This window comes from Bordetella sp. 2513F2 (assembly GCF_054642735.1).
Genome location: NZ_CM137755.1, coordinates 2,247,165 through 2,264,827, shown reverse-complemented (window position 1 = coordinate 2,264,827; position 17,663 = coordinate 2,247,165). Strand labels below are relative to the sequence as shown.

The following is a 17,663-nucleotide window of genomic DNA, read 5'->3' as shown; positions in this document are numbered from 1 at the left end:
CGCCCGCCGGCCGCGATGGCCGCGGGCGGATTCAGCCCAGGGTGCCCGCCAGCGCCACCAGCGAGGCGTCGCTGCCGGCGGGGCCGATCAGCGACAGGCCCAGGGGCGCCTGCGCATGCGTGCCGGCCGGCACGTTCACCTGCGGGAAGCCGGACAACCCGGCCAGGCACAGCAGCCGGATGGCATCGTTGCGATAGACGTCGAGCACCGCCTCGGACTCGTCTCGCAGCGGCGCCGGCCCCGGCATGGTGGGCAGCACCAGCACGCCGTCGCTGCCCAGCAGGGCGCCCAACGCCGCACGCCAGCGCTCGCGCACGGCGCAGGCCTCCTGGTATTGGGCCTCGGTGACGCCGCGCGACCAGGCGAAGCGCTCTTTCACGCCCGGCCCCAGGGCCAGGGCATGCGTTTCGATCAGGGCACCGTCGGTCTGCCAGGCTTCCCGGCCCTGGATATGGCGCAGGGCCCAGTACAGGGTGTCGACCGGCACGGCCAGGGCCTGCACGGGCGTGGGCGCACCATGGCACGCGGCCAGGCGCTGCAGCCCGGGGCCGTGCGCGGCGCGCACCGCGGGGTCCAGCATGGCCAGGAGATCCTGGGCCAGCAGCCAGCGGGGGCGCTCGGGCAGCGGCGTCGGATCGGCGCCCAGCAGGACCTCGCCCACCTGCGAGAACACGGCCGGGTCGCGCGCGAAATAGCCGCAGGTATCCAGGCTGGGCGCCAGATCGATGCAGCCCTCCAGGCTGATGCGCCCATGCGTGGGGCGCAGGCCGTACAGGCCGCAGTGGTTGGCGGGCCCCCGCACCGAGCCGCCCGTGTCGGTGCCCAGCGCGAAATCGCACAGGCCATTCGACACCGCGGAGGCCGAGCCGGAGCTGGAACCGCCGGTGATGCGGTCGGGAGCGGCGCCGTTGCGGGGCGCGCCATAATGCGCGTTCTGGCCGTTCAGGGAGAAGGCCAGCTCGTCGGTGTGGGTCTTGCCCACGAAGCGGGCGCCGGCCGCCAGCAGCCGCGCCACCACCGGGGCATGGGCCGTCTTGATGCCCGACATGGCCAGGACGTGCGGATTGCCGCCGCCGGTGGGATAGCCGGCCACATCGAAGAGGTCTTTCACGGCGAAGGTCAGGCCGGCCAGCGGGCCGTCGGGGGCGTTGTCCACCGGCACGGCCGGGTAGGGCATGAAGCAGTGGGCGGGATCCGGGGAGGGCAGCAGCATGATGGTGTCAGGCGTAGACGATGGGGGCGCCGGCCGTCTGGTCGACGCGGATGCAGCGCGCGTCGTGGCCGGGGGCCACGGCGGCGAGGGGCGGAACGGCTGCGCGGCAGGCCGGCAGCGCCAGCTTGCAGCGCTCGGCAAAGGCGCAGCCTGGCGGCAGCGCGGCCAGGTCGGGCGGCGATCCCGCGATGGTTTCCAGCCGCTGGCCTTTGTCGAGCGCGCCGTGTGCGCGGCTCTTGAGCAGGGCCAGGGTGTACGGGTGGCGCGGCGTGCGCAGCAGTTGCGCCATGGTGCCCTGCTCGACGATGCGTCCGCCGTACATGACGGCGACGCGGTCGGCGATTTCGGCTGCCGCGCCGATGTCGTGCGTGACGAACACGATGGAAAGCCCCAGCTCGCGCTGCAGTTCGCGCAGCAGCAGCAGGATCTGGATCTGCACCGTGGCGTCGAGCGCAGTGGTGGGCTCGTCGGCGAGCAGCAGCCTGGGATTGCAGGACAGCGCCAGGGCGATCATGGCGCGCTGGCGCATGCCGCCCGACATTTCATGCGGGTAGGCTTCCAGCCGGCGCGCCGGGCTGGGGATGCGCACGCGCTCGAACAGCGCCAGCGCCCGCGCGCGGGCCTGGGCGGCCGACACGGGCTCATGGCGGCGGATCATCTCGACGATCTGGGCGCCGATGGGATAGACCGGGTCGAGCGCCAGCAGGGGCTCCTGGAACACCATGGACACCACCGGCCCGCGCATGGCCGCCAGCTGGCGCGGCGTCATGGCCAGGACATCGCGGCCGTCGACCCGGATCTCGCCGCGGATCTCGGTGCGGCGCGGCGGATGCAGGCGCATCAGGGTGCGCAGCGTGACGCTCTTGCCGGAACCGGATTCGCCGATGAGCGCCACGGTCTCGCCGCGGCGCACGTCGAGATCGACGCCGCTCAGGGCCTGGACGGTCTTGCCGCCGCCGCGGAAGGTCACGGCGACGTCGCGCACGCGCAGCAGGGGAAGGTCGGATGCAGGCGCGTTCATGCCAGGCCTCCGGATTGCGCATAGCCCGAATCGGGCTGGTGCATCAGGCAATGCACGGCGTGGTCGCCGTGGCGGCGCAGCTCGGGCGCCTGCTCGCGACAGACCGCCCGGGCATGGGCGCATCGGGTGTGGAAGCGGCAGCCGGGCGGCGGGTCGATGGGATTGGGCGGGTCGCCCGACAGCGGCGCCGTCTCGGTGCGCTGGGTCGGGTCCATGGAAGGCATGGACTGGAGCAGGGCGCGTGTATAGGGGTGCAGGGGATCGTCGAACACGCGGGCCACGGGCCCCAGCTCCACCACCTCGCCGAGGTACATCACCATGACGCGGTCCGAAACGTAGCGCACCACGTTGAGGTCGTGGCTGATGAACATGTAGGTGAGCCCGAAGTCGCTCTTGAGGTCCAGCAGCAGGTTCAGCACCTGGGCTTCCACGGACTTGTCCAGGGCCGAGACGGCCTCGTCCAGGATCACCAGGCGCGGCTGCAGCGCCAGGGCGCGGGCGATGTTGACCCGCTGGCGCTGCCCGCCGGAGAGCTCGTGCGGATAGCGGCCCGCGTAGCGGCGCGCCTCCAGCCCGACGCGGTCGAGCAGGCTGCGGGCGGCGGCCACCGCCTGCCTGCGCGGCATGCCGTGGACGGCGGGGCCGAACGCGACCGAGTCCTCGATGGTCATGCGCGGATTCAGCGAGGAATAGCTGTCCTGGAAGACCATCTGCGCCTGGCGGCGGAACTCGCGCAGCGGCAGCCCGCGCGAGCCGACGGTGACGCCGTCGAACACCAGTTCGCCGCGGTCCTGGGCGATGAGCTGCATGACCAGGCGGGCGGTGGTGGACTTGCCGCAGCCCGATTCGCCGACCACGCCGAGCGTCTCGCCCTTGCGCACGTCGAAGTCCACGCCGTCGACCGCGCGCACGGCATTGCCGCCCTTGCGGACCGCCAGCAGGTCTTTCTTGAGGGGAAAGTGCTTCACCAGGCCGCGCGCGCTGAGCAGCGGCTGGGCGGGGCCGCCGAGGTCCGCGTGGTGGGCAGGGCTGGGGAGGGCGCTCATTCTTTCACCTCCATGGCCGAACGCAATCCGTCCGACAACAGGTTGAAGGACATGGACGTGATGAAGATCATCACGCCCGGCAGCGCGGCGATCCAGGGCTGGGTGTAGATGGCGGTGCGCAGGGTGTTGAGCATCAGGCCCCATTCGGGCTCGGGCGGGCGCACGCCCAGGCCCAAGAAAGACAGGCCCGAGGCCAGGATCATGGATACCGAGATGAGGCTGGTGGCGTAGACGAAGATGGGGCCCAGCACGTTGGACAGCACATGCACGCGCACGATGGTGAACGGCGCGGCCCCCGAGGCGCGGGCCGCGTCGACGTAATCGCTGCGCCGCACCTGCGTGGTGACGCTTTCGGCCACGCGGGCGATCTGCGGGATGAAGACGATGGTGAGGGAGATCAGCGCGTTGAGGATGCCGGCGCCCAGCGTGCCCGACAGGGCGATGGCCAGGAGCACCGAGGGAAAGGCATAGAACACGTCGATGGTGCGCATGATGAGCGTGTTGGTCAGCCCGCCCGCATAGCCCGCGAGGATGCCGATGGCGCTGCCCAGCACGAAGGCCGCGATCACCGGCGTGATGCCCATGAAGAGCGACAGGCGGGCGCCCAGCATGAGGCGCGAGAGCAGGTCGCGGCCGAGCTCGTCGGAGCCCAGCGGGTAGCCTTCGGTGCCGATGGGCCTGAGGCGGCGCAGCATCGAGGCCTGGAAGGGATCGGCGGGGGTGATCCAGGGCGCCAGGATGGCCATGAGGACCAGCAGCAGGATCACGGCGCCTGCCGCCAGGGCCACCGGATCCCGGCCGAGGCGGCGCAGCACATTGGACCAGTAGCCGGGCGAGCGCAGGACGGGGGCGGCGATTGCGGGAGAGGCGGCGCAGGTGGCGGGATTCATGGCTTCAGCTCCGTTCGATGCGCGGGTCGAACAGCCCTTGCAGGATGTCCACCAGCAGGTTCAGCACGACGAAGAACAGCGCAAGCACCAGGATGGTTCCCTGCAGCAGCGGCAGGTCGCGCTGGAAGATGGCGCTGTTGAGGAGGAAGCCGGTGCCCGGCCAGGAGAACACCGTCTCGATGAGGATGGAGCCGCCCAGCAGGTAGCCCAGCTGCAGGCCCATGACGGCCAGGGCAGTGGGCGCGCAGTTCTTCACCACGTGCAGGAATACGCCGGTATCGGTGAGGCCGCGGGCGCGCAGCCCCACCACGAACTCCTGCGACAGCGTCTCGGCCACCAGCGCGCGCACGGTGCGCGCGATGATGCCCATGGGGATGACCGACATGGTGACCGCCGGCAGGATCATATGACGCACGTGCGCCCAGTCCGGCGCCCAGCTGGCGGAGCCGCCGGGGCCGGCGCCGGTGGGCGGCAGCCACATCAGCTGGGCAGAGAAGATGATGACCAGCACCATGCCCAGCCAGTAGTGCGGCACGCTGACCCCCACCACGGACAGCAGCGAGGCCGCGCGGTCGACCAGCGAGTTGCGGTAGTAGCCCGCCACGAAGCCGAACAGGCAGCCGAAGAAGAAGCCGATGGCGGTGGCCACACAGGCCAGCATCAGCGTATTGCCCACGGCATTGAAGACCTCCGCCGACACGGGGCGGCCGGTGGCGATGGACGTGCCCAGGTCGCCATGCAGGGCGCGCCACAGCCACGAGAAGAATTGCTCGTACAGCGGCCGGTCGAAGCCGTAGAGCTGCATGAGCTGTTTCTGGAGGTCGGCCGAAGCGTCGGGCGGCAGTATGGACACCAGCGGATCCCCGGGCGCCAGGTAGACCAGCAGGAAGCACAGCAGCGAGACACCAACCATGATGGGGATGGCATACACCACGCGCCGGACGATATATGACAGCATAGGCGGTATGTGCAATGAAGGCGGTGAGAGCAGGCCGCGCCATGGCGGCCTGCGGGGAACGGCTGGTGCGCCTAGGGCTCGATCGACATGGTGGCGATGTCGATGAACCAGCTCTGCGGCTGCACCACGCCCTTGACCTTCGGCGAGATGGCGCGCGGGCCGACGTCGTGGGCGATCCAGACGAAGGGCGCATCGTCGACGATGCGGGCGTGCAGCTTGGCGAGCGCGGCGTCGCGTTCCTTGGGCGTGAACGTGGTGCGGGCGTCGGCGATGAGCTTGTCGATCTCGGCGTTGCCGTAGTAACCCCAGTTGTTCGACACGGGCGGGAAGGCCTTGGTGCTGGAGAAGCGCACCATCGCGAAGAAGGGGTCCATGGCCGCGAAGCTGACGTTCGTGGCGTTGGCGCCGTTGGCCGACGGATCCTTGGCGCCCTTGCGCCAGTTGGTGAAGAGCGTGTTCCACTCCACCACGTCGAACTCGACGTCGAAATAGCAGTCCTTCAGGTTCTGCTGCACGTATTCGTTCATGGGCAGCGGCTGCATCTGGCCCGAGCCTGATGCGGAAGTCTGCACCTTGACCTTGATGGGCTTGCTCTTGGAATAGCCGGCCTCGGTCATGAGCTTGCGCGCCGCATCGGGGTCGTACTTGATGTCGAAGGTGGGGTTGCCCCACCAGGGGTGGCCAGGCGGCACCGTGCCCTTGGGTTCGGCCATCATGCCGCCCAGCAGCTCCTTGAGCTCGGCGCGGTTCACGCACAGGTTCGCCGCGTGGCGCACGCGCTTGTCGAGCCAGGGCGAGCCTTCGACGAACGAAAGCTGCCAGGGCCACACGTGCGGCTGCACGTTGTGGTAGATGACGAAGCCGCGGCTCTTGATGGTGTCGAAGGCGTCGGGCGCGGGCGCCTCGATCCAGTCGACCTGGCCGGACATCAGCGCCGCCGTGCGCGAATTCGCTTCGGGCAGCGGCAGCATCACGACGCGGTCGATCTTGGGCTTGCGCTTGGGATCCCAGTATTGCTCGTTCTTCACGACCTCGAGCCGCTCGCGCGGCACGAACTTGCTCATCTTGAACGGGCCCGTGCCCGATGCGTCGGCGGCGAAGGCGGCCCAGGCCTGCTGCGAGCGCTCGGCCTTGTCGGTGACCGACGCCGGGACGGCCTCGAGCTTCTTCTTCCAGTGGGCCGGCGAGGCCATGTAGAGGTTGGTGAGGTTGATCGGCAGGAAGGAGTCGGGCTCGGACGTGGTGAGTTCGACGGTGTAGTCGTCGATCTTGCGGGCCGAGCGCAGGGTGGGCATGCGCGAGGCGGTGACGCCGACCTGGCTGGGATCGAACTGCTCGGCCTCCTTGTTGAGCACCTTGTCCACGTTCCAGACGACGGCATCGGCGTTGAAGTCGGAGCCGTCGTGGAACTTCACGCCCTTGCGCAACTTGAACACCCACTTGGTGTTGTCCTTGGCATCGACCTCCCAGGATTCGGCCAGCCCGGGGATGAGCTCGCTGGGCGCATCGGCCTTGGAGAGATCCCATTGCGTGAGGCCGTCGTACATGGGGATGCCGGTGAAGCGATTGCCCTCGAAGCCTTGGTCGGGCTGCCCGAGCGTGCGGGGGATGTCGCCGGCGGTCATGCCGATGCGCAGCACCGATTCGGCATGGGCGGCGCCGGGCAGCGCCAGCGCCGTCAGGCCCGCGATGGCCAGGGCGGCGGCCAGCGATTTGATGCGTATGCTCCCTTTGTGCATTGTGATTTCTCCAGTGTCGTTCGGCGTAGGCCAGTAAGTGGGGACAACGGATTGGGGACAACGGATGCGCCGCGGCGGGCTTCGGCCTGCCGAGGTTTGGTACACAGGCTTCGTACACAAGCTTCAAGGGAAGCAATATGCGTGCCAGCGATTGCCCCGGGCCGGGGCCCCGGCCGGCATGCATGCACCGCGCAGGTTGCGGGTGCATCGCATGCGGCATGCTCTAGGCTGGTGCATGGCAGCGCCGCTATGGTGCAGGCATACGCCCGCGCGCGATTCCGGTGGTCAATCGGCGGGAATATCGAGCCTGACGCGCACCGGCGCGAAGCCTGCGCGGCGCTTCCAGGTCAGCAGGCCATGCCCGCCGTGCTCGAGCGCGCCGTACCATACCGCGCGCACGCCATGGGCTTGCGGAGAATCGCCGCGCAGCAGCCAGGCGACGATGTGCGCGTGCATGAGCAGCATGACCGCGTCGCCCAGGTGTTCGCGGTGGCCCATGAGATCGAGGTAGTGCACGATGTCGCCGCAGCGCGTGAGCTTCACGTAGGCGACCAGGCGCGTGTCGGTGCGCAGCGTGCCGTTGTGGTGGCCCGGCGCCGGCTGGAATACGCCCCACCAGCATGTCCAGTGGGTGGGGCAGCCCGGCGTCGGAACGGGCTGGGGCGTGTCGGCCTGATGGCCCACGTGCGCCGGCCGCAGCAGCCAGTGCGCCAGCACCGGCCCGCCGCTGCGCACGCGCATGGAGGTCTTGACGGCGTGCACGTCATGCACGTGGTTGGCCAATGCAAATGGTTGCACGCGATAGCCCAGCCGCTCGGCCCGGCGGATCTTCGACAGGGTGCGCGAGGACTGCGCCCGCAGGCGCGCATGGAAGCCGGCGACGTCGCCGCAGGCGGCCAGGTCTAGCATCATCGGGGTGGCGCGGCGGCCGGCGGCCGCGCCGGATTCGCCCTGGCGCTGCATGTCGTAGCGCCCCGCCACGCGGAGCATGCGTCGCAGCGCCTGCGCCGACCCGGGGCCCTGGGCCAGCCCGGGCTGCAGGCGCAGCGCAAGGGTAGGCAGCGGCAGGCCCACCTGTGCGCCGCGCAGGCGGCGATGCTTGCGCAGGCGCACCAGCAAGGGGTCGCCCACCCGGTAGTAGGCGTGCATCAGCAGGTCCAGCAAGGTCATCTGGCGGGCGATGGGGCAGGGGTGTGGGGATTCTAGCAGTGCGCCGCGGCGCGCTCGACGCGCCTGGCGGGCCGCACTACACTGCGCCCGTATCGGCGCGCCACCCGGCGGCGCCAGGGCAGGAGAGGGCCAGGCAGTGCGCAACGTGGGGCGATATCGGCACGCAGGCGGGGCTGCACCATGAGCGGCCCGCCGCCGGCTCCGCACCGGGCCGCGGCGCCCAGCCCCTGGAAGCGCCGCCTGTACTTCGCCGCAGGGATGCTCATGCTGGTGCTGGGCCTGATCGGCGTGGTGCTGCCCGTGATGCCGACCACCATTTTCCTCATCGCGGCGGCGGCCTGCTTCGGGCGCGCCTCGCCGCGCTGGGAGACCTGTCTGCTGCAACATCCGCGCTACGGGCCGGCGCTGCGCGCCTGGCGCTACGAGCGGGCAGTTTCCACGCGGGCCAAGTGCTGGGCCGTGGCCGGCATGATGCTGGGCCTGGCGGTGTTCTGGTATGGCCGGCCGGCGCCATGGCTGGGCGTCCTGGTGACGCTTGCCATGGCCGCATGCGCATTGTGGCTGGTGCGCCGGCCGACGCCGCGCGGCCAGGCCTGACTGCCCTCGTTACACACAGCGCGTTTTCGCCATAAGCCGTAGGCCTCTCGCAGGCCGATTGCCGTAAGCTGGTTGCTTCTGGCGGGCACATGCGCCCGCCCCAGGGCAAGCTGACGCAGGGGGTAGGCATATGGCAACGGGCCGAGTCTTGTGGAAGGGCGCGATCACGTTCGGGCTGGTCCTGATCCCTGTGGGCCTGCATACGGCCAGCCGCGACCAGGGCGTGGACTTCGACTGGCTGGACAGGCGCACCATGGATCGCGTGGGCTACAAGCGCATCAACAAGCGCACCGGGCGCGAGATCTCCGGCGACAACATCGTCAAGGGCGTGGAATACGAAGACGGGCAGTACGTGATCGTCTCGCCCGAGGAGATCGAGGCCGCCTACCCGCGCACCACCCAGACCATCGAGATCCAGCGGTTCGTGGAGGCGGCCGAGATTCCGTTCGTCTACCTGGAGCGCCCCTACTACCTGGAGCCCATCAACAATGGTCACAAAGTGTATGCGCTGCTGCGCGACACCCTGGCGCGCACCGGCAAGATCGCGCTGGCCAAGGTGGTGATCCAGACCAAGCAGCACCTGGCGGCGGTGGTGCCCTCCGGGCCGGCGCTGGTGCTGAACCTGCTGCGCTGGGGCGACGAGGTCAAGTCCTTCGAGGGGCTGGACCTGCCTGCCGCGGGCGCCAAGGGGCCGCGCTTCAGCGAGGCCGAGAAGAAGATGGCCGAGCAGCTGGTGGCTGAAATGACCGGGCCCTGGGAACCTGAGGCATTCAAGGACGAATTCCGCGAAGAGATCATGAAGCTCGTGGAGAAGAAGGCCCGCGCCGGCAAGACCAAGGCGGTGATCGAACCCGCAGAGGAAGCGCCCAGCGTGGGCGGCGACAACATCATCGACCTGACCGAACTGCTCGCGCGCAGTCTCAAGGGCAAGTCCGACAAGCCGGCCCGGGCGCCGCGCGCCCGCAAGACGGCGGCCCGCAAGCGCAGCACTTCGGGCAAGCGGGCCGGCACGCGCAAGGCGGCCTGAGCATGGCGGACGCACTGCAGCGCTACCGCAGCCGGCGTGATTTCGCCGCCACCCCGGAGCCCAAGGGCGGCGGCAAGTCGGCGCAGGGCCGCGCCTTCGTGATCCAGAAGCACTGGGCCAGCCGGCTGCACTACGACCTGCGCCTGGAACTCGACGGCGTGATGAAGAGCTGGGCCGTGCCCAAGGGCCCCAGCTTCGATCCGCACGACAAGCGCATGGCGGTCCAGGTGGAAGACCATCCCGTTTCGTACAACGATTTCGAGGGCACCATACCGCCGGGCCAGTACGGGGCCGGCAAGGTCATCATCTGGGACGAGGGCACGTGGGAGCCCGAGGGCGATGCGCGGCGCGGCTACCGGCAGGGCAAGCTGAAGTTCGCCCTGCATGGCGCCAAGCTGCAGGGCCACTGGACGCTGGTACGCATGAAGGGCCGCGAGAGCGAGAAGCAGCCGCCGTGGCTGCTCATCAAGGAGCGCGACGAGCATGCCCGGCCCGCGGAGGAATTCAGCGTGGTCGACGAAATGCCGGACAGCGTGGTGCCTTTGCGCAAGAAGCGCGCGCGCCGCGGATCGCGCCGCCGCGACGGAGAAGCCGCGCCGGCTGCCGAGGCGCCGCGCGTGCCTGGCGTGGCCGCCCGCCTCCCGGCCACGCTCAAGCCGCAGCTGGCCACGCTGGTGGAGGGCATACCGGCCGATCCGGCTGGCTGGCTGTTCGAGATGAAGCTCGACGGCTACCGGCTGCTGGCCCGGGTGCAGCGGCGTTCGGTGAAGCTCTACACGCGCAACGGCAACGACTGGACCGACCGGCTGCCTCACCTGGCGCGCGCGGTGCGCGAACTGGGCCTGCCGTCGGGCTGGCTGGACGGCGAAATCGTGGTGCTGTCGGATCATGGCGTGCCGAGCTTCCAGGCGCTGCAGAATGCCTTCGAAGCCAGCCGTACCGGCAGCATCCTGTACTACCTGTTCGACGCCCCCTTCCTGGCCGGTCGCGACCTGCGCGCCGAGCCCCTCACGGTGCGGCGCGCGCTGCTCGAGCAGGCGCTGGGCGAAACCCCGCCCGCGCCGCTGCGCCTGAGCGAGGCCTTCGACGTGGCGCCGCGCGATCTGGTGGCCTCGGCCTGCCGCATGGGCCTGGAGGGCGTGATCGGCAAGCGGCGCGATGCGCCCTATGTGTCGCGCCGCTCGGAAAGCTGGATCAAGCTCAAGTGCAGCCAGCGCCAGGAGTTCGTGGTGGTGGGCTATACCGCGCCCAAGGGCCGGCGCCAGGGGCTGGGGGCCTTGCTGCTTGCCGTGCACGACGAGCAGGGCGCGCTGCGCTACGCAGGCAAGGTGGGGTCGGGCTTCGACGAGTCCATGCTGGCGGACCTGGCGCAGCGGCTGGGCAAGCTGCATGCCCCCCGCGCCGACCTGGCTGGCGCGGTGCCGCGCGAGCGCATCCAGTGGGTGGAGCCCAGGCTGGTGGTCGAGGTGTCGTTCGGCGAGTGGACCCGGTCCGGGCATATCCGCCATGCCGTCTTCCGGGGCGTGCGGCGCGACAAGCCGGCCCGGCGCATCACCCGCGAGCAGGCCATCCGTGCGGGCGAGGTCGATGCCGCGGCCGGCGAGGCTGCCCGGCCGGCTCCGCGCAAGTCCGGGGCTGCGGCAGACAAGGCGGCCGGCTCGCTGCGCGTGACCCATCCCGAGCGCGTGGTCGACAGGTCCACCGGCACCACCAAGCTCGACGTCGTGCGCTACTACGCCCTGGTGGCGCCGCTGCTGCTGGCGCACCTGCAGGGCCGGCCCACCTCCCTGGTGCGCGCACCGGCCGGTATCGACGGCCAGCTGTTCTTCCAGAAGCACCTGGAGGGCGCCATGCCGGGCGTCCGCAAGCTCGACCGCAAGCTGGACCCGGGCCATCCTCCGCTCATCGAAGTGCCCACGCCGGCCGCGGTGCTGGCCGCGGCCCAGGCCAACGTGCTGGAATTCCACACCTGGAACGCCACCAAGACCGCGATCGACCGGCCCGACCGCATGACGTTCGACCTGGACCCGGGCAAGGGCGTGGGCTGGAAGGCGGTGCAGCAGGCCACCCTGCTGGTGCGGGCGCTGCTCGAGGAGCTGGGCCTGGCCAGTTTCGCCAAGACCAGCGGTGGCAAGGGCATGCACGTGGTCGTGCCCCTGCGCCGGCACTACGACTGGGACGCCGTCAAGGGCTACTCGCAGGCCATCACCCAGCACCTGGCCCGGACCCTGCCGAAGGTGTTCGTGGCCAAGAGCGGCCCGCGCAATCGCGTGGGGCGCATCTTCGTGGATTATCTGCGCAATGGTTTCGGCGCCACCACGGTGGCTGCCTGGTCGCTGCGCGCGCGTCCCGGGCTGGGGGTATCGGTGCCGGTGCGCTGGGACGAAGTGCCCAAGCTCGAGAGCGCGGCGCAATGGACGCTCGCCAACATCCATACCCGGCTGGACGAGGGCAACGCCCCCTGGGACGACTACCGGCCGCAGGCGCTGGGCGCCGCGATGAAGCGCCTGGGCTACAGGCCGGGGGAGTAGGGCGGGGCCTCAGGCAGCCCCGCGATGGATCACTCGATGTTCTGCGCCTGTTCGCGCATCTGTTCGATCAGCAGCTTGAGATCCATGGCCGCGCGGGTGACTTCCAGGCTGCCCGCCTTGGAGCCCAGGGTGTTGGCCTCGCGGTTCATTTCCTGGAAGAGGAAGTCCAGCCGCTTGCCCGCGCTGCCGCCGCGCTTGCCGCTGCCGCCCTTGCCGGGCGCGGCGTCGTCGCCCAGCAGGTGACGCAGTTCCTCGAGGTGCGAGCGCAGGCGCGACAGTTCCTCGGCCACGTCGATGCGCAGGGCGAAGAGCGTGGCTTCCTGCGCCAGGCGTTCGGAGAGTTCGGGACCGCTGATGTGGGCGAAGCCGCCCGGGAAGGCGTTCTCGACGGTCTCGCGCAGCTTGCTGGCGAGCTTCTCGCGGTGGTCCGCCAGCAGCTGCGGCAGGTGGGCTTCCACGCCGTCGACGATGCGCGCCACGCCGTCGGCGCATTCGCGCATCATGGCGGCCAGGCGCTCGCCTTCGCGGGCCCGCGCCTCGTGCATCTGCGCCAGGGCCTGCCGGGCCGCCTGCATGCAGGCGGCGCCCCAGGCCTGGGGGTCCAGCGCGTCGGCGTTGCGCTGGCCCGGCCAGTTGTAGAGTTCGGCCAGGCGCGGCGGCGCCACGTCCGGGATGATGCGGCGCGCCGACTCGAGCTGCGCGGCCAGGCTGCGCAGCCAGTCCGGGTCCAGCGCGCCGAGCTCGGCGCTGGCGGCCCGCGTGAACGAGGCCCGCACTTCCACCTTGCCGCGCGCGATGTTGGCGCTGAGCAGTTCGCGCAGCGGGGTCTCCACGTGGCGCAGTTCGTCGGGCAGGCGGAAATACAGGTCGAGATAGCGGCTGTTGACGCTGCGCAGCTCGAGGGCGAGCGAGCCCTGTTCGAGGTCGGCGCGCGCGTTGCCGAAGGCGGTCATGCTACGGATCATGGGGTGTCCTGTGTGGCGAAGGCGGGCATGGCCCGCACATGCAGGCAGGATAACCCAAGCCGGCCCGTACAATCGCCCCATCCCCATCGAACCAGGAGTGTCTCCGTGACTTCATCGCCCGCCGCCATTGCCCGCCCGTCCGGCCGCCGTCCCGACGAACTGCGTCCCTTTGCGCTGGAACGCGGCTACACCCGGTATGCAGAGGGCTCGGTGCTGGTGAAGGCAGGCAACACCCACGTGCTGTGCACGGCCAGCGTGCTCGACAAGGTGCCTCCTTTCCTGAAGGGCCGCGGCGAGGGCTGGGTCACGGCGGAGTACGGCATGCTGCCGCGCGCCACGCACACCCGCGGCGACCGCGAGGCCGCGCGCGGCAAGCAGAGCGGCCGCACGCAGGAGATCCAGCGCCTGATCGGCCGCAGCCTGCGCGCCGTGTTCGACCTGAAGCTGCTGGGCGAGCGCACCCTGCACCTCGATTGCGACGTGCTGCAGGCCGACGGCGGGACGCGCTGCGCCAGCATCACCGGCGCCTGGGTGGCCGCTTCCGACGCGGTTGCGCTGCTGATGGAGCGCGGCGACCTGGCCGCCAACCCGATCCGCGACGCGGTGGCGGCGGTGTCCGTCGGGCTGGTCCAGGGGCGTCCCGTGCTGGACCTGGACTACGAAGAGGATGCCGCCTGCCAGGCCGACGTCAACGTGGTGATGACCGGCGGCGGCGCCTTCGTGGAAGTGCAGGGCACCGGCGAGGAAGCCACCTTCACGCGCGCCGAACTCGACGCGATGCTGGGGCTGGCGGAGGGCGGCATCGCGCGCCTGGTGCAGGCGCAGCGCGCCGCCCTGGCGGCGTGAGGCGCAGCGCGGCGCGCCGGGCCGTTCAGGTCCAGCGCACGTGGCACACCTGCACGGGAATGCCGTGCGCCATGCAGTAGGCCAGCCAGCGTCGCTGGTTGTCCTGCAGGCGGTCGCCCGGCCCCTTCACCTCGATGAGTTCGTAGCGCTGTTCCGCCGGCCAGAAGCGGACGAGGTCGGGCAGGCCGCTGCAATTGGCGCGCAGGTCGGCCAGCAGCCGTTCGAACAGGCGGCGCAGATGGGCTGCCGGCATGCATTCCAGCGCCGTTTCCAGCAGTGCGGGCGTGAGCGCTTCCCAGGCCACGAAGGGCGACTGGGTTCCAGCCTTGTCGTGGAAGCGGCGCAGGATGGTGTCGCGATACGCCGGGCCCTCGAGCCTGGCCAGGCAGGCCTGCAGCAGCGGCGCGCGGCGCGCGGCGAAGTCCGGCGCATGGAGGTCCGCCGGACCGCGCTGGAACGGATGGAAGAACGCGCCGGGCAGCGGCGCGTAGATGGCCTCCCAGCACAGCAGGCCGAAGAGCGCGTTGATCAGCGCGTTCTCGACGTAATGCACCGGCGCCTGCGGCGTGGCCAGGTAATTCCGCACGGCGATCTCCACGCGCGTGGCGGAGGCAGGGACGGGCAGCGCCAACTGCGTCACGGGCGGCGCCGGGCAAGCGGGCGCAGGTACTGCCGGACGTCCGGCCGCGCGCCGCAGGCGCGGCAGCATGCGTGCGAGCCGCTGGGCTTCTGCTTCGCTTCCGGGGGCTGCGCACGCCGTCTCGGCCTGTTCCAGCGCCTCGGCGTGGCGGCCCTGGCGCTCAAGCACGCGCAGGCGCCGGTGGCGGGCTTCCGGGTGGCGGCTGAGTGCATGGGCCTGCAGCGCGGTGTCCCAGTCGCGCCGGCGCTCGGCAGCCTGGCCGATGCGCAACAGCAGCTTGTCGCGCCGCTGCTGCAGCCAGGGATGCTCGCCGGCGCAGGCCTGCGCCTGGGCCAGCAGTTCGCCCAGCGGCGCTGCGTCCGCCTCCAGCGCCTCCCTGCAGGCGTGCAATTGCAGGTAGGCGTCCACGTCGGCGCGGCAGCGGAAGGCGCGCGAGGTCGCGTCGAATGCCACGGGCTCGTAGCGGAAGATCCCCAGGTCCGCCAGCACGAACTCCGACCAGTCCTGGCGCAGATTGCCGAAGAACATGAGGCGCAGGCGATCGCAGAGCGCGCCGATGCGCAATTGCCAGACGGCTTCGCCGCAGCCGGGCCGCCACGCGGCGTACGGGCGGGCCTCGGCATGGTGCGGCAGCAGGGCCTGCAGCCATTCGGCCTTGCGCAGCCCGGGCCGCGCGCTTCCGGGAAACAGGGCAGCCAGCTCGGCGCGCGTGTGCAGGGCGAACAGCGCGGCGAGCTCCAGCCTGGGTGCGGCGTCCAGCCAGCCTGCCTGCGCCAGCGGGGCGGCCGCCTGGTGCAGGTCGGGTATCTCGTCGTAGCGCAGCCTCGCCGCGCGGAAATACGGGCCCTTGCGCATCGCCAGCCGCACCAGCAGGGCGCGGGAAGCCAGCGGCAGGCCGGCGAAGCGGCTGAGGAAATCAGCCTCGGACGCGTCCAGCAGGTCGGCGTGATGTGCGGCGATCCAGTCCAGCGCGCGCTGGAAATTGTGCAGGTAGTAGTAGCGGTGAGGCGGCAGCGCGGACGCGGCGAACGACTGTATGGCCATCCAGTGATGATAGCGCGTGCCACGCGCTGCGCCTGACGCCTACATCAGCACCACGTGCCGGATGGTGCGGCCCTGCGCCAGCGCGTCGAAGCCGGCATTGATGTCGTCCAGGGTGCCCGTGGAGGTCAGCAGCCTGTCGACGGGCAGTCGGCCGGCCTGGTACAGGGCCACGTAGCGCGGCACGTCGCGCACGGGGATGCAGCTGCCGATGTAGCTGCCCTTGAGCGTGCGCTCCTCGCCCACCAGCTGCACCGGCGAGAGGGCCAGCGTGTGCCGGGGATGGGCCAGGCCCGCGGTGGTGGTAGTGCCGCCACGGCGCGTGATGTGCCAGGCCAGCTCCAGCGCCTTGACCGCGCCGGCCATCTCCAGCGCATGGTCGACGCCGCCGCCGGTGAGCGCACGCACCTGCTCGGCGACGTCGGCGGCGCCAGCATTCACCGTATGCGTGGCGCCCAGTTGGCGGGCGAAGCGCAGCTTGTCCTCGCTGAGGTCCACGGCCACCACGGGATGCGCGCCGCAGGCGAGCGCGCCGAGCAGCGCGCTCAACCCCACGCCGCCCAGGCCCACCACGGCCACGCTCTGCCCGGGCCGCACGCCCGCCGTGTTGACGGCGGCGCCCACGCCCGTGAGCACGGCGCAGCCGAACAGGGCGGCGACCTGCGGCGGCAGGTCGGCCTCGAGCCTGACGAGGGAATTGCGCGACACCACGGCGTATTGCGAAAACGCCGACACGCCCACGTGATGATGCACGGGCTTGCCGCGCCAGGACAGCCGGCGCGCCCGCGACAGCAGCATGCCTTCGCCGTTGGCGGCGTTGCCCGGCTCGCACAGCGCGGGCCGGCCGGTGGCGCAGGGCAGGCAATGGCCGCAGGAAGGCACGAACACCAGCACCACGCGGTCGCCGGGCGCGAGGTCGTGCACGCCCGGCCCGAGCGCTTCGACCACGCCGGCCGCCTCGTGGCCCAGCACCATGGGCGTGGGCCGCGGCCGCGCGCCGTCGATGACCGACAGGTCGGAATGGCACAGGCCGGCGGCGCGTATGCGCACCAGCACTTCGCCGGGGCCCGGATCGGCGAGGTCCACGGTCTCGATGGCCAGCGGCCGGGTATCCGCGTAGGGCGGCTCGACCGGCGCTTGCTGCAGGATGGCGGCGCGTGTCTTCACGGTGGTGTCTCCTGGGGTTCGGTGGCACGGCCTGGCGCCGGCGCCAGGCCGGATTGCCGCGTCAGATCGTGCGCCCGCCGTCCACGGGCAGCTCCACGCCGGTCAGGAACTCGGCATCCTCCGACGCAAGGAATACCGCCACGCGCGCGATGTCGCGGGGCACGCTGAGCCGGCCCAGCGGGATGGTGGCGATGAAGCGCGCGCGGTTCTCGGGCGTGTCGGGCACGCCCATGAAGTCCTGCAGCATGCCGGTATCGCCCATGACGGGGCAGATGGCATTGACGCGGATGCGGTCGGGCGCGAGCTCCACGGCCAGCGACTTGGACAGCAGGTTGGCGGCGCCCTTGGAGCCGTTGTACCAGGTGAGGCCGGGGCGGGGCCGTATGCCGGCAGTGGATCCCACGTTGATCATGCAGCCGCCGCCTTGCTCGCGCATCAGGGGCACCACGGCCTGCACCATGTGGTAGATGGCCTTCACGTTGACGGCGAAGCAGCGGTCGAAGGTGGCCTCGTCCACGTCCAGCAGCGGCTGGTTGCGATGGGTGTAGCCGGCGTTGTTGACCACGATGTCCACGCTGCCGAAATTCTCCAGCGTGGCGGCGACGGCGGCGTCGATGTCGGCGCGCTGCGTCACGTCGCAGCGCACGGCCAGCGCCACCGAGCCGATTTCGGCGGCGACCCGGTTGGCGCCCTGCTCGTTGATGTCGGCGACCACCACCTGGGCCCCCTCCCTGGCATAGCTGCGGGCGATCTCGGCGCCGAAGCCGCTGGCCGCGCCGGTGATGATGGCGACCTTGTCTTTGAGCTTCATC

Annotated in this window: 15 protein-coding genes; 4 read left to right on the top strand and 11 right to left on the bottom strand. The window is 70.8% G+C overall.

The window, feature by feature from the left end:
• Positions 1 to 31 precede the first annotated feature (31 nt).
• From ACYBYQ_RS10680 to ACYBYQ_RS10650, 7 genes are all read right to left on the bottom strand, one after another.
• Positions 32 to 1,207 (bottom strand): amidase, encoded by a 1,176-nt coding sequence (locus tag ACYBYQ_RS10680; protein ID WP_459618756.1) that lies wholly within the window; start codon positions 1,205 to 1,207, stop codon positions 32 to 34.
• A 13-nt stretch (positions 1,208 to 1,220) separates the two neighbouring features.
• Positions 1,221 to 2,234, bottom strand: coding sequence for an ABC transporter ATP-binding protein (locus ACYBYQ_RS10675; protein WP_459614132.1), 1,014 nt, complete (start codon positions 2,232 to 2,234; stop codon positions 1,221 to 1,223).
• Positions 2,231 to 3,280 carry an ABC transporter ATP-binding protein gene (locus tag ACYBYQ_RS10670; RefSeq protein ID WP_459614130.1) on the bottom strand — a complete coding sequence of 350 codons (1,050 nt, stop codon included), beginning with the start codon at positions 3,278 to 3,280 and terminating at the stop codon, positions 2,231 to 2,233. Before ACYBYQ_RS10670 ends, ACYBYQ_RS10675 begins: the two co-directional genes overlap by 4 nt.
• A complete protein-coding gene (locus tag ACYBYQ_RS10665) occupies positions 3,277 to 4,170 on the bottom strand; it encodes an ABC transporter permease (RefSeq protein ID WP_459614128.1) in 894 nt (297 codons plus the stop codon). Before ACYBYQ_RS10665 ends, ACYBYQ_RS10670 begins: the two co-directional genes overlap by 4 nt.
• A gap of 4 nt (positions 4,171 to 4,174) precedes the next feature.
• Entirely contained in the window at positions 4,175 to 5,128 is a 954-nt protein-coding gene (locus ACYBYQ_RS10660) for an ABC transporter permease (protein WP_459614126.1), read from the bottom strand.
• Between the two features lie 71 nt (positions 5,129 to 5,199).
• Positions 5,200 to 6,867, bottom strand: coding sequence for an ABC transporter substrate-binding protein (locus tag ACYBYQ_RS10655; RefSeq protein ID WP_459614124.1), 1,668 nt, complete (start codon positions 6,865 to 6,867; stop codon positions 5,200 to 5,202).
• Positions 6,868 to 7,152: 285 nt separating this feature from the next.
• Positions 7,153 to 8,037, bottom strand: a complete 885-nt coding sequence (locus ACYBYQ_RS10650; protein ID WP_459614122.1) for a hypothetical protein — start codon at positions 8,035 to 8,037, stop codon at positions 7,153 to 7,155.
• Between the two features lie 180 nt (positions 8,038 to 8,217).
• Here ACYBYQ_RS10650 and ACYBYQ_RS10645 point away from each other — a divergent pair, with 180 nt between their 5' ends.
• From ACYBYQ_RS10645 to ligD, 3 genes are all read left to right on the top strand, one after another.
• Entirely contained in the window at positions 8,218 to 8,634 is a 417-nt protein-coding gene (locus tag ACYBYQ_RS10645) for a YbaN family protein (RefSeq protein WP_459614121.1), read from the top strand.
• A 130-nt stretch (positions 8,635 to 8,764) separates the two neighbouring features.
• Positions 8,765 to 9,661: a non-homologous end joining protein Ku gene (ku, locus tag ACYBYQ_RS10640; RefSeq protein ID WP_459614119.1), complete on the top strand. Its 897-nt coding sequence runs from the start codon at positions 8,765 to 8,767 to the stop codon at positions 9,659 to 9,661.
• Between the two features lie 2 nt (positions 9,662 to 9,663).
• The gene (ligD, locus tag ACYBYQ_RS10635) at positions 9,664 to 12,192 is read left to right on the top strand and encodes a DNA ligase D (protein WP_459614117.1); all 2,529 of its coding nucleotides are present in this window, start codon (positions 9,664 to 9,666) and stop codon (positions 12,190 to 12,192) included.
• A gap of 29 nt (positions 12,193 to 12,221) precedes the next feature.
• Here the strand turns inward: ligD and ACYBYQ_RS10630 are convergent, their stop codons facing one another.
• Positions 12,222 to 13,157 carry a YicC/YloC family endoribonuclease gene (locus ACYBYQ_RS10630; protein ID WP_459614115.1) on the bottom strand — a complete coding sequence of 312 codons (936 nt, stop codon included), beginning with the start codon at positions 13,155 to 13,157 and terminating at the stop codon, positions 12,222 to 12,224.
• Between the two features lie 105 nt (positions 13,158 to 13,262).
• Here ACYBYQ_RS10630 and rph point away from each other — a divergent pair, with 105 nt between their 5' ends.
• Entirely contained in the window at positions 13,263 to 14,003 is a 741-nt protein-coding gene (gene rph, locus ACYBYQ_RS10625) for a ribonuclease PH (RefSeq protein WP_459614113.1), read from the top strand.
• Between the two features lie 25 nt (positions 14,004 to 14,028).
• On the opposite strand, the gene ACYBYQ_RS10620 is transcribed toward rph, so the two are convergent.
• The 3 genes from ACYBYQ_RS10620 to ACYBYQ_RS10610 form a co-directional block, all read right to left on the bottom strand.
• Positions 14,029 to 15,687 (bottom strand): VRR-NUC domain-containing protein, encoded by a 1,659-nt coding sequence (locus ACYBYQ_RS10620; RefSeq protein WP_459614112.1) that lies wholly within the window; start codon positions 15,685 to 15,687, stop codon positions 14,029 to 14,031.
• Between the two features lie 39 nt (positions 15,688 to 15,726).
• Positions 15,727 to 16,851: a zinc-dependent alcohol dehydrogenase family protein gene (locus ACYBYQ_RS10615; RefSeq protein ID WP_459614111.1), complete on the bottom strand. Its 1,125-nt coding sequence runs from the start codon at positions 16,849 to 16,851 to the stop codon at positions 15,727 to 15,729.
• Between the two features lie 61 nt (positions 16,852 to 16,912).
• Positions 16,913 to 17,662, bottom strand: coding sequence for an SDR family oxidoreductase (locus tag ACYBYQ_RS10610; RefSeq protein ID WP_459614109.1), 750 nt, complete (start codon positions 17,660 to 17,662; stop codon positions 16,913 to 16,915).
• Between the last annotated feature and the right edge of the window lies 1 nt (position 17,663).